Source organism: Klebsiella sp. HC6, from assembly GCF_022605325.1.
Taxonomy (GTDB): domain Bacteria; phylum Pseudomonadota; class Gammaproteobacteria; order Enterobacterales; family Enterobacteriaceae; genus Klebsiella; species Klebsiella terrigena.
Map to the genome: position 1 here is coordinate 5,466,201 of NZ_CP093276.1, position 14,221 is coordinate 5,480,421.

General features: G+C 57.6%; 13 protein-coding genes and 3 tRNA genes. 2 read left to right on the forward strand and 14 right to left on the reverse strand.

Annotation, left to right across the window (positions count from 1 at the left end; translation table 11 throughout):
- Positions 1-34: 34 nt before the first annotated feature.
- The 10 genes from MMW58_RS26375 to nnr form a co-directional block, all read right to left on the reverse strand.
- Complete coding sequence (locus MMW58_RS26375; protein ID WP_133601092.1) at positions 35-232, reverse strand: DUF2065 domain-containing protein; 198 nt, start codon at positions 230-232, stop codon at positions 35-37.
- Positions 233-452: 220 nt separating this feature from the next.
- Positions 453-1,457, reverse strand: coding sequence for a protease modulator HflC (gene hflC, locus MMW58_RS26380; RefSeq protein WP_041143715.1), 1,005 nt, complete (start codon positions 1,455-1,457; stop codon positions 453-455).
- A 2-nt stretch (positions 1,458-1,459) separates the two neighbouring features.
- Positions 1,460-2,716: an FtsH protease activity modulator HflK gene (gene hflK, locus MMW58_RS26385; RefSeq protein WP_045853362.1), complete on the reverse strand. Its 1,257-nt coding sequence runs from the start codon at positions 2,714-2,716 to the stop codon at positions 1,460-1,462.
- Between the two features lie 65 nt (positions 2,717-2,781).
- Entirely contained in the window at positions 2,782-4,062 is a 1,281-nt protein-coding gene (gene hflX, locus MMW58_RS26390) for a ribosome rescue GTPase HflX (protein WP_159237490.1), read from the reverse strand.
- Between the two features lie 197 nt (positions 4,063-4,259).
- Positions 4,260-4,568 (reverse strand): RNA chaperone Hfq, encoded by a 309-nt coding sequence (gene hfq / locus MMW58_RS26395; RefSeq protein WP_041143712.1) that lies wholly within the window; start codon positions 4,566-4,568, stop codon positions 4,260-4,262.
- Between the two features lie 92 nt (positions 4,569-4,660).
- Entirely contained in the window at positions 4,661-5,611 is a 951-nt protein-coding gene (gene miaA / locus MMW58_RS26400; protein ID WP_159237489.1) for a tRNA (adenosine(37)-N6)-dimethylallyltransferase MiaA, read from the reverse strand.
- Positions 5,604-7,469, reverse strand: coding sequence for a DNA mismatch repair endonuclease MutL (mutL, locus tag MMW58_RS26405; RefSeq protein ID WP_241722431.1), 1,866 nt, complete (start codon positions 7,467-7,469; stop codon positions 5,604-5,606). The genes miaA and mutL overlap by 8 nt, the downstream gene beginning before the upstream one ends.
- Before the next feature lie 10 nt (positions 7,470-7,479).
- Complete coding sequence (gene amiB / locus MMW58_RS26410) at positions 7,480-8,817, reverse strand: N-acetylmuramoyl-L-alanine amidase AmiB (protein ID WP_241722432.1); 1,338 nt, start codon at positions 8,815-8,817, stop codon at positions 7,480-7,482.
- 11 nt (positions 8,818-8,828) lie between these two features.
- On the reverse strand, positions 8,829-9,287 hold the full coding sequence (tsaE, locus tag MMW58_RS26415) for a tRNA (adenosine(37)-N6)-threonylcarbamoyltransferase complex ATPase subunit type 1 TsaE (RefSeq protein ID WP_041143708.1): 459 nt from the start codon (positions 9,285-9,287) through the stop codon (positions 8,829-8,831).
- Positions 9,280-10,791, reverse strand: a complete 1,512-nt coding sequence (nnr, locus tag MMW58_RS26420) for a bifunctional ADP-dependent NAD(P)H-hydrate dehydratase/NAD(P)H-hydrate epimerase (RefSeq protein ID WP_241722433.1) — start codon at positions 10,789-10,791, stop codon at positions 9,280-9,282. Before nnr ends, tsaE begins: the two co-directional genes overlap by 8 nt.
- A gap of 13 nt (positions 10,792-10,804) precedes the next feature.
- Here nnr and queG point away from each other — a divergent pair, with 13 nt between their 5' ends.
- Positions 10,805-11,944 (forward strand): tRNA epoxyqueuosine(34) reductase QueG, encoded by a 1,140-nt coding sequence (gene queG / locus MMW58_RS26425; protein WP_041143706.1) that lies wholly within the window; start codon positions 10,805-10,807, stop codon positions 11,942-11,944.
- A gap of 271 nt (positions 11,945-12,215) precedes the next feature.
- On the opposite strand, the gene MMW58_RS26430 is transcribed toward queG, so the two are convergent.
- From MMW58_RS26430 to MMW58_RS26440, 3 genes are all read right to left on the reverse strand, one after another.
- Positions 12,216-12,291: transfer RNA gene (locus tag MMW58_RS26430), tRNA-Gly, on the reverse strand.
- A gap of 23 nt (positions 12,292-12,314) precedes the next feature.
- Positions 12,315-12,390, reverse strand: a tRNA-Gly gene (locus MMW58_RS26435).
- Positions 12,391-12,476: 86 nt separating this feature from the next.
- Positions 12,477-12,552, reverse strand: a tRNA-Gly gene (locus MMW58_RS26440).
- Positions 12,553-12,839: 287 nt separating this feature from the next.
- Here MMW58_RS26440 and MMW58_RS26445 point away from each other — a divergent pair.
- Positions 12,840-13,571 carry a transporter substrate-binding domain-containing protein gene (locus MMW58_RS26445; protein WP_133601097.1) on the forward strand — a complete coding sequence of 244 codons (732 nt, stop codon included), beginning with the start codon at positions 12,840-12,842 and terminating at the stop codon, positions 13,569-13,571.
- Between the two features lie 52 nt (positions 13,572-13,623).
- On the opposite strand, the gene orn is transcribed toward MMW58_RS26445, so the two are convergent.
- Positions 13,624-14,169 carry an oligoribonuclease gene (gene orn, locus MMW58_RS26450; RefSeq protein WP_133601098.1) on the reverse strand — a complete coding sequence of 182 codons (546 nt, stop codon included), beginning with the start codon at positions 14,167-14,169 and terminating at the stop codon, positions 13,624-13,626.
- Between the last annotated feature and the right edge of the window lie 52 nt (positions 14,170-14,221).

A 14,221-nucleotide genomic window follows, 5' to 3' on the forward strand; every position in this document is an offset into this window, starting at 1 on the left:
CACTCAATATCAGCCAGGTCTGGCCACTTTTTGATCAGCCCAGTGATTTCGTCAACATGTAGTAGATGACTATCCCGGCAACCACAAGACCGCCGCCAAAACGGCGTAATATATTATCCGGCAGCTGGCTCATTGTGGCGATCATCCGACGCCAGGCGCGCGGATAAAGCAGCGGACCTAGCCCTTCAAGTACTAAAACCAGCGCCAGTGCCAGCCAGATTGTTGAGTTCATGATTAACCTTTAGTGAGAAACGAAACCAGCGTCGCCGCAGAGCGTTAGGGCCTGAGCCATGACGCTTTTTGCCCATGTTGCATATTGTCCGGCATGCCGCGTTGATTATGCACTTTTTTTGCAGGAAAAACGTATAACCCATTGTGTTAAAAGTTATTTCCTGATTTAAAAATATAAAAAAGGCGCCTTTCTCAAGGCGCCCTTTGGCTGACTAAATCGCTTATTTGCGAGCGGAGTCAGGTGACTTCATGTAGCGGAAGAAATCGCTGTCCGGGCTGAGAACCATCACATCCTGGTTACCCTGGAAGCTGTTCTCATAGGCGCGCAGGCTACGGATAAAGGCATAGAAGCCCGGATCCTGGCTAAACGCATCGGCAAACAGCTTGGCCGACTCTGCATCGCCTTCACCACGCATGATGCGGCCCTGGCGCTCGGCTTCTGCCAGCGTCTTGGTCACTTCATAGTCCGCGGTAGCGCGCAGCTTCTCAGCCTCTTCCTGGCCCTGTGAACGGTGGCGACGAGCAACCGCTTCACGCTCGGCGCGCATACGGTTATAAATCGCTTCAGACACTTCGGCCGGCAGGTTGATCTGCTTGATTCGTACGTCGACGACTTCAATACCCAGCGCCGCCATACTGTTCGGGTTAACAACCGGAACCTTGCCGTTAGTTTCTGCCGATACGCGCTCCGCCGCTTTGGCGATAGCATCATCAGCGGCCGGCGTGCTGACTTCATCTTCGGTGCCCGCTGAGCCGGAGTTCAGCGCATCGCGCACTTCCAGAGTCAGGCGACCGCGGGAATCGGTCACGATATCCTTCACGTCCAGGCGACCAATCTCAGAACGCAGACGGTCAGAGAATTTACGCTTCAGCAGCACCTCGGCCTGGGAGACGTCGCCGCCGCCGGTTGCCAGATAGTAACGGCTGAAGTCGCTGATACGCCACTTGATGTATGAGTCGACGATCAGGTCTTTCTTCTCTTTGGTAACAAAGCGATCGGCCTGGTTATCCATAGTCTGAATACGCGCATCGAGCGTTTTCACTGATTCAATGAACGGGATCTTGAAGTGCAGACCCGGCGAATAGACCAGCGGTTTATTTTCGCTATCGCGCAGTACCTTACCAAAACGCAGCGTAATACCGCGCTCGCCCTCTTTAACCACAAAGATAGACATGTAAAGCACTACCAGCACGATGGCAATAATCGCAATTACAGGTTTACGCATCGTTATTCCCCCTGACGCTGGTAGTCGTTACGCTGCGCGTTGGCGCGACGTTGGTCCATAATGTTGCCATCCGTAGTGGTCGACGTGGTGCTGGCGCTGCTTGAGCTGGAAGCAGGCGGCAGGCGCAGCAGATCGTTCGCACCGCTGCTATTGCCCTTTGCTGCCGGCGTACCGGCGCCTTTCAGCATCTGGTCCAGAGGCAGAACCATCAGATTGCCGCCCTTATCGTTAACCAGCACTTTGCGGGTGTGGCTCAGCACTTTTTCCATGCTTTCGATATACAGACGCTCGCGGGTAATCTCCGGCGCGGCTTTGTACTCAGGCAGGATCTTCGCAAAGCGCGCGACCTCACCCTGAGCTTCAAGAACGGTCTGAGTCTTGTACGCACGCGCCTCTTCGAGGATACGCTGCGCTGCACCGTTAGCTCGCGGCTGAACTTCGTTGGTGTAAGCTTCGGCTTCGCGGATGTACTGCTGCTCGTTCTCACGCGCGGCAATCGCATCGTCAAACGCGGCCTTCACCTCTTCCGGCGGACGCGCCGTCTGGAAGTTGACGTCCAGCAGGGTAATACCCATATCGTACGGACGAATCGTCTCTTCCAGCTCGCGCTGGGTATCGCTACGAATCACGGTACGGCCTTCAGTCAGAATACGGTCCATGGTGTACTTGCCGATAACGCCGCGCAGGGCGCTGTCGGTTGCCTGACGCAGGCTATCGTCGGCGCTGGCAACGCTAAACAGGTAGCGTTCTGGATCGGTTACCCGATACTGCACGTTCATCTCAACGCGCACGACGTTTTCGTCAGACGTCAGCATGACGCCAGAAGCCGCCAGTTCACGTACCGATTCAACGTTGACTGCCTGCACGTTATCAATAAAGGTTGGCTTCCAGTTAAGACCCGGCTCAACCAGATGGCTGAATTTACCAAAGCGAGTCACCACACCACGTTCCGCTTCCTTGATGGTATAGAAACCGCTGGCTGCCCAGATAATAACGGCGGCTGCGGCAACGATGCCGACAATGCGTCCGCCCATAGGCCCGCGAGGTCCCTGAGAGCCGCTAGCGCCTCCCTGTCCCCCTTTGCCGCCACCGAGACCGCCAAGTTTTTTACTTAACTTGCGGAAGATATCATCCAGATCGGGCGGCCCCTGCTCGCGACCACCTTTATTGCCATTTCCCCCGGAGTTGCCGCCTTGGTTATTGCTGCTCCCCCACGGGTCGCGGTCCTGTCCGTTATTACCGGGCTGATTCCACGCCATGTATATGCTCCATATTTGTTTTTGATATCCCCACAGGGGTTAATATCTTCAGGCAAGCTGCAAGGTCAAATCACGTAATCAACCAGCGCTGGCTCTTGTTTACAGAGGCGACGCCAGTCAACAATCGGCATGCGCACCTGCAGACTCACGCTGCCGTCATCCTCCAGCCACTCTTTTTCTATCGCCTGAAGCTGATAGAACCGACTTCTCAGTCGCCCTTCCTCCGGCGGTAGGCGCAGCGTGTGCTGAGCCACTTCACCGGAAAGCCGTTCCGTCAAAGCCTGAAAAAGCAGCGGTACCCCAACTCCGGTCTGCGCAGAGAGCCAGACCCGAATCGGTTTATTCTCTTCATCCCGGTCGATACGCGGTTCAAAATCGTCAAGCATGTCGATTTTGTTCATCACCAGCAGCACCGGGATCTCATCGGCCTCGATTTCAGCGAGAACCGTATTTACGGCATCAATGTTTTCCTGCAGACGGACGTCGGCTGCGTCGATCACGTGCAGCAGCAGCGTCGCCTGACGCGTCTCCTGCAGCGTGGCTTTAAACGCGGCGACCAAATCGTGCGGCAGGTGACGAATAAAGCCTACGGTGTCCGCCAGCACGGTTTCACCAACGTCAGTGACGTCGATGCGGCGCAGCGTCGGGTCCAAAGTCGCGAACAGCTGGTCCGCCGCGTAAACCTCAGCTTCGGTTATCTGGTTAAACAGCGTTGATTTCCCGGCGTTGGTGTACCCCACCAGCGACACGGTGGGAATGTCGGCTTTGGCTCGTGACCGCCGTCCCTGTTCACGCTGCTTTGATACTTTTTCCAGCCGCCCGAGGATCTGCATAATGCGGTTACGCAGCAGTCGACGGTCAGTCTCGAGCTGGGTTTCACCCGGGCCACGCAAACCAATCCCGCCCTTCTGTCTTTCAAGGTGGGTCCAGCCGCGTACCAGGCGTGTCGCCATATGGCGCAGCTGCGCCAGCTCAACCTGCAGTTTCCCTTCGTGGGTGCGCGCTCGCTGGGCGAAAATATCTAAAATAAGTCCTGTACGATCGATAACCCGGCATTCGCACAGGCGCTCCAGGTTGCGTTCCTGGGCTGGGCTCAGGGCATGATCGAACAGCACGACCGACGCGCCGGTCGCTTTTACGGCTTCCGCAATTTCGACAGCCTTACCTTCACCAACAAAATATTTCGGGTGCGGTGCTTTACGGCTACCGGTAATCACCTGCATTGCTTCGACACCGGCAGAGGAGACCAGGGATTCAAACTCCTGAAGGTCTTCCATATCTTTGTCTTGCGAAAAATAGATGTGTACCAGCACCGCCTGCTCACCGGCATCATAACGGTCAAACAAGCGTAAACCCCTTCTAAAATACCAGCGGGGAACAGGGTCACTCGTGGTCTTTCCGGCTGCGTGAGTATTGGCTTTACTCGTTTACCCCAGCCATTTACGGCTGTAAACGCCTGGGGATTCACTACATACCGCCTTCCTGCAACCCAAAACTCATAGAGTAAAACCAGGCTCCCCGCCCTGGAAAAACAGCATTAACCTTATTCGGCGTCTTCGCTGTCTTGCTGCGGCGCAGAAGAACCCTGCGCGCTACCACCGTGGTGATAGTTGCTTGTACCGCCGCCAGCATTATTGCTGTGGTGAGACACCGGGCGAGACGGAACAACGGTAGAAATTGCGTGCTTGTAGACCATCTGGCTGACCGTGTTCTTCAACAGGATCACGAACTGATCGAAAGACTCAATTTGCCCTTGCAGCTTAATACCATTCACCAAATAAATAGAAACCGGAACGCGTTCCCGACGCAAAGCGTTCAGGAACGGATCTTGTAAAGATTGCCCCTTAGCCATTCTCTCTTTTCCTTATATGTATGCTTGTTTTGTACTCAGAACCTTACGATTCTTAAAAAAAATTACGCACGATACCGTTTAATTGTACACGTTCAGTCCTGGCTCGCACCAACTACCTGTAATACTTTGTTGAGCGCCTGTTCAGGTTGTTCACTGTCTAACCAGTGAATATCTTCCCAGCCGCGCAACCAGGTTATCTGACGCTTGGCTAACTGTCTCGTGGCGCAAACACCTCGATAAACCATTTCATCATACGGGATCTCGCCATCAAGGTATGACCACATCTGGCGATATCCTACACAACGAATGGAAGGCATATCCGTATGCAAATCTCCGCGGGCAAATAGCGCCCGTACTTCTGCTTCAAAACCTGAAGCCAACATCTGATGAAAACGCTGTTCTATGCGCTGATGGAGCAGTTCCCGGCTCGCCGGGGCGATGGCGAACTGATGCACCCTGTACGGCAGAGCATCTCCCGACGTTTGCGTCAGTTCCGTTAAAGTTTTACCCGAAATGAAAAAAACTTCCAGTGCTCGGGAAAGTCTTTGCGGATCATTTGGATGAATACGCGCGGCGGCGACGGGATCGATCTCCTGTAGCTGCCGGTGCAGTGCGTGCCACCCCTGCTCTGCTGCCTGCTGCTCAATTTTTGCTCTAACCTCGGGATCTGCCGACGGTAGCGGCGAAAGCCCTTCCAGCAACGCTTTGAAATACAACATTGTTCCGCCAACAAGTAGCGGAATACGCCCGGCAGCGACGATATCCGCCATTTCTGCCAGCGCATCGCGACGAAAGTCCGCCGCGGAGTAAGCCTCTGCCGGGTCGAGAATATCCAGCAGTCGATGCGGGGCTGCGCTCAGCTCTGCCGCATCCGGCTTGGCCGTACCAATGTCCATTCCTCGATAGATAAGGGCGGAATCGACACTAATCAACTCTACCGGTAAAATTTTACGCAAAGCAATGGCCAGCGCCGTTTTACCGGAGGCCGTTGGGCCCATTAAAAATATTGCCTTAGGCAGGCTCGCCTCAGTTACATCACTCATCTTTCAGGGCATTCATCGCCGAATTCAGGTCAACGGGTTGTAACAGGCCACCCGGCGGAGCTTTTACCAGCTGCGGACATAAACGCTCTACGTCCGCCAGCACGCTAATTGCCTGCGCCATATTCCACTGCGCGTGCTCGCTCGCCAGGTTGCGCGCGATCCACTGCGCGATGTCACCGACGTCAAATGCCTTTCGCTGCGCCAGGTAGCCTATCAGTTCAGGAATCAAGATTTGTAAATTTTGTTGTCTTAAGGGTAAAGGCACCGCGCGAACCGTCAAATGCTGCGCATCGGACTGCAGATCGATACCCAAAGCCACCAGCGCCGCCTGCGCTTTCGCCAGCGCGTCCTTTTCCGCGGCCGATACCTTTAGCCGCAGCGGGATCAGCAGCGGCTGCCCGCAAACCGGCTCCCCGGCGGGCGTCAGCTGCGCCTGACGCAGCCAGCGTTCGGCCACCGGCAGCGCCAGAAGCGCCAGCCTGCCGTCACGTTCCAGCAGCGCGCAATCGCCATCAACGATGGTCAGCACGCGGCCAAAGCTTTGGCTGTGCCCGGATAAACCTTCCGCAGCGGCCGCCGAGGCGCTGCTTTTACGCTCGGCGGCCGGCGTCTCGAGCAGCTGACGATACAGGGCCCCCTGCTGCTTTTGGTATCCCGGCTGCGCATGCGGCCAGCCGGCGCCGCCGCCTCCAGCCGGACTGGAAGGCTCGCGCGGCGTTTCGCGACCGTAGCGCGCTGCGGCCGGCTCACGCGCGGGGACGGGCTGAGCAAAATGGTTAGCCCCCGCCGCTACCCGGTTCTCCGGTACCTGAAGGCGCGCCGGCTGCCCCGCATCCTCTTCCGCCAGCGGCGCGCTGAGCTGCTGCTGGAGGACGCTAAGCACCCCTTGATAGATAAAATCATGGACCAGGCGAGACTGATGAAAACGCACCTCGTGCTTAGCCGGATGGACATTCACATCCACCTGGTGCGGGTCAATCTCAAGGTACAGGACAAAAGCCGGCTGCTGATCGGCCCCGAGCTTATCTTCACAGGCCTGGCGAATAGCGTGGTTGATCAGCCGATCGCGCATCATACGGCCATTGACGTAGCAGTACTGAATCTCCGCCAGCGTCGGATTGGTATGCAGAGGATCGGCCACCCAGCCGCTGAGGGTCAGATCGCCGTGCTGCCACTCAATCGCCAGCGTCTGCTCGAGGAACGGCGTGCCGCAGATAGCCCCCAGCCGCCGCTCGCGCTGCCCGCCCGCGGGTACGGCGCGATACTGGCGCATCGCCTTGCCGTTATGGCTGAGATTAATCGTAACGTCGAAACGCGCCAGCGCGATGCGGCGGACGATTTCATCGATATGGTTAAATTCCGTCTTTTCGGTACGCATAAATTTGCGGCGGGCCGGGGTGTTATAGAACAGATCCAGCACTTCCAGCGTGGTGCCGACCGGATGCGCCGCCGGCTTGACGGTCACGTCCTGATCGCGCCCTTCGGCGTAGGCCTGCCAGGCCTCCTGCTGCTCCGCCGTGCGCGAGGTCAGGGTCAGCCGCGCCACCGAGCTGATACTGGCCAGCGCTTCCCCGCGAAAGCCGAGGCTGATGATAGCTTCCAGATCGTCGAGGGAGGCAATTTTACTGGTGGCGTGGCGAGCCAGCGCCAGCGCCAGTTCGTCCTTTTTGATGCCGCAGCCGTTGTCCCGAATGCGGATAAGCTTCGCGCCGCCGCGTTCGATATCAATATCAATTCGGGTCGCGCCGGCATCAAGGCTGTTTTCGACCAGCTCCTTAACCACCGACGCCGGACGTTCCACCACCTCACCTGCGGCAATCTGGTTGGCGAGCTGCGGCGGCAGAACCTGAATCGGCATGACTGACTCCTTAATTTATCAACGTCCTGCCAGGCGACGCGGCGCTGGCCGTTTGTGCGGGTTCGCCGCGCGGGGCTGATTGCAGCGGGTGCTGCATAAAGTAATTACGCAGACCGTTATAAATCGCTTCGGCAAGCTGCTGCTGATAGCTGTCGCTGGCCAGCAGCCGCTCTTCGCCGGTGTTGCTGATAAAGCCGGTTTCGACGAGGATCGACGGAATATCCGGCGAACGCAGCACGCCGAGGCTGGCGTGTTCCGGACGGCGCTTGTGGAGATCGCCGACCCGCTGCAGCTGGCTCAATACGTTAGTCGCCACATCATACCCGACGCGCTGGGAATGGCCGAACTGTAAATCCAGCACCGCCTGGCTCAGGTAGGGATCCGACTGGCTGTTCGCCAGCACGTCGCCGGCGCCGCCGAGCAGCTCGGACTGCTTCTCATGCTGCTCAAGCCAGCCAGCCATTTCGCTATTGGCGCGACGGTTAGACAGCACCCATACCGACGCGCCGGTCGCATCACGGTTCGGTGCCGCATCGGCGTGAATCGACACCAGGAAGTTGGCATTTTGCTTACGGGCGACGTCCGAACGGCCCATCACCGAAATAAAGTAGTCGCCGTCGCGGGTCAGCACCGGCTTGAACAGCGGATCGGCGTTCAGCAACGCGCGCAGCTTGCGGGCAATCGCAATCGTCACGTTCTTCTCTTTGGTACCATCCGGGCCGATCGCGCCCGGGTCCTGGCCACCGTGGCCGGCATCGATCGCAATAATGACCTTATCGTCCGTCGCCACCGCGCGCGCGGTCGGGCGCGTCACGGGATGACTCTCAGTCATCACCGTTTGCCGTTCGTTACCCGATGACTTAAACGGATTGCGCGCCGGCGCCACCGGCACCGGACGTGGGGCGATCGTCGGCGTCTCCACCCGCTTCACGACCGCCGGAGGCGGTGGAGGCGGCGGCGGGACGTCGGCGTTAATCGTGAACACCACGGTATAATTAGAGCCGTTTTGCTGCTTCACCGCGCGAGTCTTACCGTCTTCCGTCAGGTCCACCAGCAGGCGCAGAGACTGGGTATCCTGCGCGGCGCCCGCGCGGATGCTTTTCACCAGGTTGCTGCCGCTAAACAGCAGCGGTAATCCCTGCAGGGTGCCGGTCTGCTTGATATCCAGCGCCACCGTGCGTTTGCCCTGCGGGCTAAAAGAGTATTCGGGATCGCCGATAAAGCTAATGGTAATACGGGCCTGCCGATCTCCGTTAGAGACCTGGATATCGGATAAACTTGCCGCAAAGGTCTGCATGCTAAACAGCATCAGCGCAGCGGCCAGCCAGGGAGTTATGCGATATTTCATCCCGCGATCCTTCAGGCTAAACGCGCCAGTAAAGACTCACCCAATGAGGAGACTGCCGTTACGCGCGCCTCACGCCCTTGTGCCTGATACTCAAGATGAATTTCGACATCCGGCTCGGGCAGCACGCCCGCGCCCTGCTGCGGCCATTCAACCAGGCAGATAGCATCGTCAGTAAAATAGTCACGGATCCCCATAAACTCGAGCTCTTCGGGGTCCGCCAGGCGGTAGAGATCAAAGTGATACACCATCAGGTTTTCTAGGGTGTACGGCTCCACCAGCGTGTAGGTTGGGCTTTTGACATTCCCGCGGTGGCCGAGTGCATGTAAAAAGCCGCGGCTGAAGGTAGTTTTACCCGCGCCTAAATCGCCATACAGATAGATGACCGTGGCGCCCGTACAGAGCCGTGCAATGCGGTTGCCAAGGTCCAGGGTTGCCTGCTCGTCGGGTAAGGGAATCACTCGGTTAATCATGGTCTACGTCAATCACATCCGGGTTAACAACACGCCTGAGCGTGGAAAAGAGATCGGTCGCCAGCATCCCACGGGTGCCATCTCTGGCAGCCAGTCGGTCTGCGGCTTCGCCGTGCGCCACGCAACCGGCGCAGGCAGCATCATACGGCGTCAGCTTTTGCCCTAACAGAGCGGCAATAATACCGGTGAGCACATCGCCCATTCCGCCGCTGGCCATACCGGCATTGCCGGCATCGATAATACCCATCTCGCCTGCTTCACTGGCCACCACCGTCCCCGCGCCTTTCAGCACCACCACGCCACCATAACGTTTTACCAGACGTTGAGCAGAATGTAAGCGATCGCTTTCAATTTCTGCCACGCTGCAGTCAAGCAGGCGGGCGGCTTCGCCGGGGTGTGGCGTCAGCACGCGATTGTGACGTTTATCGGCATTGATTGCCAGCAGGTTCAACGCATCCGCATCCCACACCATCGGTTTCGCAAAGCTCTCCAGCTGGCGTAGCGCCCGCGTCGCCCATTCGCTCTGGCCGAGTCCCGGACCGATCGCCACCACATCAGCCCACTGCAGGCTTTCATCGAGGCTCTGCGGCGTGAGCGCATCCACCATCAGCTCCGGCCTGGCGGTAATAATCGGCGCAATATTTTCCGGATGAGTCAACACCCGCACCAGCCCCGCTCCCGCCCGCAGCGCAGCTTCTCCGGCCATCCTGATGGCGCCAGCGGTGCCGCGGTCGCCACCCACGATTGCCAGCCTGCCGTGATCGCCTTTATGGGAGGTCGCGCGGCGCGGCGGCAGCCACTCCGCCAGCTGCGAGGCATCAAAGCGCGCCAGCGGGAACCTTTGTCCGGCAAGCCAGCCGTCGAGGCCCAGGGAGTGGTAGTGCAGCTGACCCACCACGTCGCGGGCTTTACCGGTCAGCAGCCCCGGCTTGAGGGCGATAAAGGTTATCGTATGGGCCGCATGGATGACCGCCCCCGGCGTGGTTCCGGTCTGCGCATTGAGCCCGGAGGGGATATCCAGCGCGACTATCGGCGCCGGATGCGCATTGGCGCGCGCGATAAGCTCGGCGGCAGGCCTGCGCGGAGCGCTGCGCAGGCCGGTGCCCAGCAGTCCGTCAATAATCAGCGAGATCGCTTCCGGCCAGGCGATATCCGCCGCGTGGATCGTCCCGCCGGCGTTGAGCCACTCTTCGCGTGCGGCGTGCGCCTCCTCCGGCAGCGGCTTCTCGCTCTCCAGCGCCAGCAGCGTCACCTCAATCCCTTCCGCCTGCGCCAGGCGAGCAACGACGTAGCCGTCGCCGCCGTTGTTGCCGTGGCCGCAAAGAATCAGCCAGTTCTGGCTGGCAGGGTAGCGGCTGCGCGCCAGCTGGAAAGCCGCTTCGCCGGCCCTGCGCATCAGCTCAAACAGGGTCAGCCCGAGGCTATCGGCAGCCTCTTTTTCCGCCCGCCGGAGCGCCTCTGCAGGGCAGATGAAGTGTGGTATACTGACAGAGTTTTTCGTCATTGTATGGTCCATCATGTTACAGCCCCTCGATCTCAATAAATTAGCGCAACAAATCAAGCAATGGGGCACTGAACTCGGGTTCCAGCAGGTGGGTATCACCGATACCGATCTCAGCGTCAGCGAACCCAAACTGCAGGCATGGCTGGACAAACAGTACCACGGAGAGATGGAGTGGATGGCGCGCCACGGCATGATGCGCGCGCGCCCTCATGAGCTTCTTCCCGGTACGTTACGCGTCATCAGCGTACGGATGAACTACCTGCCCGCGAATGCCGCTTTTGCCCGCACCCTGAAAGATCCCGCGCTTGGCTACGTCAGCCGTTATGCCCTTGGGCGCGATTATCATAAGCTGCTACGTAACCGACTGAAAAAACTCGGTGAGATGATTCAGGAACAGTGTGCTTCGCTCAATTTTAGACCGTTTGTCGATTCCGCGCCTGTTCTGGAGCGTCCTTTGGCGGAAAAAGCGGGTCTTGGCTGGACGGGCAAGCACTCGCTGATTATTAACCGCGACGCCGGCTCGTTCTTTTTCCTCGGCGAGCTGCTGGTGGATATTCCCCTGCCCGTCGATCGGCCGGTCGCCGAAGAGTGCGGGCGCTGCGTCGCCTGCATGACGATCTGCCCGACCGGCGCCATCGTCGAGCCCTATACCGTCGACGCCCGCCGCTGCATCTCCTATTTGACCATTGAGCTTGAAGGCGCGATCCCCATCGAGTTCCGTCCGCTGATCGGCAACCGCATTTACGGCTGCGACGACTGCCAGCTGATTTGCCCGTGGAATCGCTTTTCCCAGCTCACGGATGAAGAGGATTTCAGCCCGCGCAAAGCGCTGCACGCGCCGCCGCTGGTGGAGCTGTTTGCCTGGAGTGAGAGTCATTTTCTGAAGGTGACCGAAGGATCGGCAATTCGCCGCATCGGTCATCTGCGCTGGCTACGCAACATTGCCGTGGCGCTGGGAAATGCGCCGTGGGATGAAGCGCATCTCAAGGCGCTTGAGAGCCGTCGGGGCGAGCATCCGCTTCTCGATGAGCATATCGAGTGGGCAATAGATCAGCAAATCGCCAGGCGCAGCGCTGGCGCGGTTGAGGTGCAGCTGCCGAAGAAACAGCGGCTGGTCAGGGTGGTCGAAAAAGGTCTTCCGCGAGACGCCTGATTCATTCACAGGCTGTGAATAAAAACAAAAACACATTGCGTTTCAACATGCACACGAACGTCAAGTGATCGTATTAACACTTTGAAATGAAATTTTATTGTTAAATTTCAATGAGATGAATTGATACTATTCAAAAGTCGAAGTTTTTCCGCAACGCGTCGCTTGCATTTAACCTGTGGATAACTCTGTTTACAGTATTTTCCGGTATTCAACGGAAGGCATCCCCGGCGCGCTATTGCACTGTGGATAAATTGAGTATGAGGAAGAAATTTGGAGCGGGAAACGAGACTCGAACTCGCGACCCCGACCTTGGCAAGGTCGTGCTCTACCAACTGAGCTATTCCCGCTTGGGTGTGGTAACTATCAAATTTGGAGCGGGAAACGAGACTCGAACTCGCGACCCCGACCTTGGCAAGGTCGTGCTCTACCAACTGAGCTATTCCCGCTTAATCTTCGTCTTTCAACCTGCCGCTACCTGAGTAGCTTTACCGCAAGCCGAAATCCTGTGATTAGGATAGTGCCTTTCAAATTTTGGAGCGGGAAACGAGACTCGAACTCGCGACCCCGACCTTGGCAAGGTCGTGCTCTACCAACTGAGCTATTCCCGCGTACTTCTTGCCATATTTCTATGGCGTCGTGATTTGCATTTCTGCTTCGTCACGGGAGGCGCATTATACGAGAATTCGATTTAGCTGCAACCCCCCTGCGAGCACTTTTTTTCTATTTTTGTCTGAATGGACGTTTTATCGCCAGATAGCGCCCTGAATTGTATAAATAAGCAGCGCATAAGGCAAAATAACTTTTTCCGACCTTGTTAAAGGCGCAAAATCGCCCCGCTCTGCGGGTATGATCACCCCATAGACGGTCAACAACAATGACAAACAGGGAAATTAAAATGAAAAATACGCTCTCCGTCCTGCTGCTGATCGCGCTAGCTATGGGAACGGCATCGGCAACGACGCTGCATTTTGGCACTACGACGGCCAATCCGCCCTTTGAAACCGTCAACGCGAAAAACCAGCCGGCCGGTTTTGATATCGATCTTGCCCGGGCGCTCTGTAAACAGATGCAGGCCGAGTGCACGTTTACGCCGCAAAGCTTCGATACCCTCATCCCGGCTCTGCGCTTTAAGAAATTCGACGCCATCATCGCCGGCATTGAGATCGTCCCGATGCGCGAAAGGCGGGTCGCCTTCACTCAGCCCTATCGCCAGCAGCTCTCCGGCGTGGTTGTCAGCGCTAAGAATAGCGCCCAGGGTTTTGCTGACCTGAAGGGTCAAAAAATCGGCGTCGCGAAAGGCAGCATTCATCAGCGCTACCTGCACGATAAGCAAAAACAGGTGAACGTCGTCGCTTACGAGAGCAATGCAGCCGCGTTCAGCGCGCTGAAAGAGGGGAGCGTTAACGGGGTAATGAGCGATCGCGCCGACGCCGAGACGTGGCTGCAGGAGAATCCTGACTACGCCATCATCGACGAGCAGGCAACCGACGCCAAATATTATGGTAAGCAGCTGGCGATCGCGGTGCGCCAGGATGACCCGGAACTGCTCAACGCGCTGAATGCCGCGCTGGAGGTCGTCAAGGCCTCCCCTGAATTCGGGCAAATGGAGCTGAAGTGGTTTAAATAGCCGGGCCTGCCGCCGGGCCCTGTGACCCCGGCGGCAAGATTAGAGCTTAACGTTACAGCTTGATAAAGTGCTCGCGGTAGTAGGACAGCTCCGCCACCGATTCGCGAATATCATCCATCGCCTGATGGGTGCCCTGCTTTTTAAAGCCATCGAGGATTTCCGGCTTCCAGCGGCGCGCCAGCTCTTTCAGGGTGCTGACGTCGAGGTAGCGGTAGTGAAAGTACTCTTCCAGCTCGGGCATGTACTTAAAGAGAAAGCGGCGGTCCTGGCCAATGCTGTTGCCGCAAATCGGCGATTTACCCGCAGGTACCCACTGCTTGAGGAATTCGATCGTCGCCAGCTCCGCCTCGCGATCGCCCAGGGTGCTGGCCTTGACGCGCTCCACCAGCCCGCTGCCGGTATGCGTGCGCACGTTCCACTCGTCCATCAGCGCCAGCTGCGCGTCAGACTGGTGTACCGCAATGGTCGGCCCTTCCGCCAGAATGTTCAGGTTTGCATCGGTCACCAGGGTGGCGATTTCGATAATGCGATCGCGCTCCGGATCCAGCCCCGTCATTTCAAGATCGATCCAAATCAGGTTGTTTTCATCTGCACTCATGCTATTTTCCACCCTTCTTGCGTGACTATATTCATCTAAAATAGCGTGTATC

Coding starts and splice junctions, on each gene's coding strand:
- MMW58_RS26375 (WP_133601092.1), bottom strand. CDS start 232: ATGAACTCAACAATCTGGCTGGCACTGGCGCTGGTTTTAGTACTTGAA.
- hflC (WP_041143715.1), bottom strand. CDS start 1,457: ATGCGTAAACCTGTAATTGCGATTATTGCCATCGTGCTGGTAGTGCTT.
- hflK (WP_045853362.1), bottom strand. CDS start 2,716: ATGGCGTGGAATCAGCCCGGTAATAACGGACAGGACCGCGACCCGTGG.
- hfq (WP_041143712.1), bottom strand. CDS start 4,568: ATGGCTAAGGGGCAATCTTTACAAGATCCGTTCCTGAACGCTTTGCGT.
- miaA (WP_159237489.1), bottom strand. CDS start 5,611: ATGAGTGATGTAACTGAGGCGAGCCTGCCTAAGGCAATATTTTTAATG.
- mutL (WP_241722431.1), bottom strand. CDS start 7,469: ATGCCGATTCAGGTTCTGCCGCCGCAGCTCGCCAACCAGATTGCCGCA.
- amiB (WP_241722432.1), bottom strand. CDS start 8,817: ATGAAATATCGCATAACTCCCTGGCTGGCCGCTGCGCTGATGCTGTTT.
- tsaE (WP_041143708.1), bottom strand. CDS start 9,287: ATGATTAACCGAGTGATTCCCTTACCCGACGAGCAGGCAACCCTGGAC.
- nnr (WP_241722433.1), bottom strand. CDS start 10,791: ATGACGAAAAACTCTGTCAGTATACCACACTTCATCTGCCCTGCAGAG.
- queG (WP_041143706.1), top strand. CDS start 10,805: ATGTTACAGCCCCTCGATCTCAATAAATTAGCGCAACAAATCAAGCAA.
- MMW58_RS26445 (WP_133601097.1), top strand. CDS start 12,840: ATGAAAAATACGCTCTCCGTCCTGCTGCTGATCGCGCTAGCTATGGGA.
- orn (WP_133601098.1), bottom strand. CDS start 14,169: ATGAGTGCAGATGAAAACAACCTGATTTGGATCGATCTTGAAATGACG.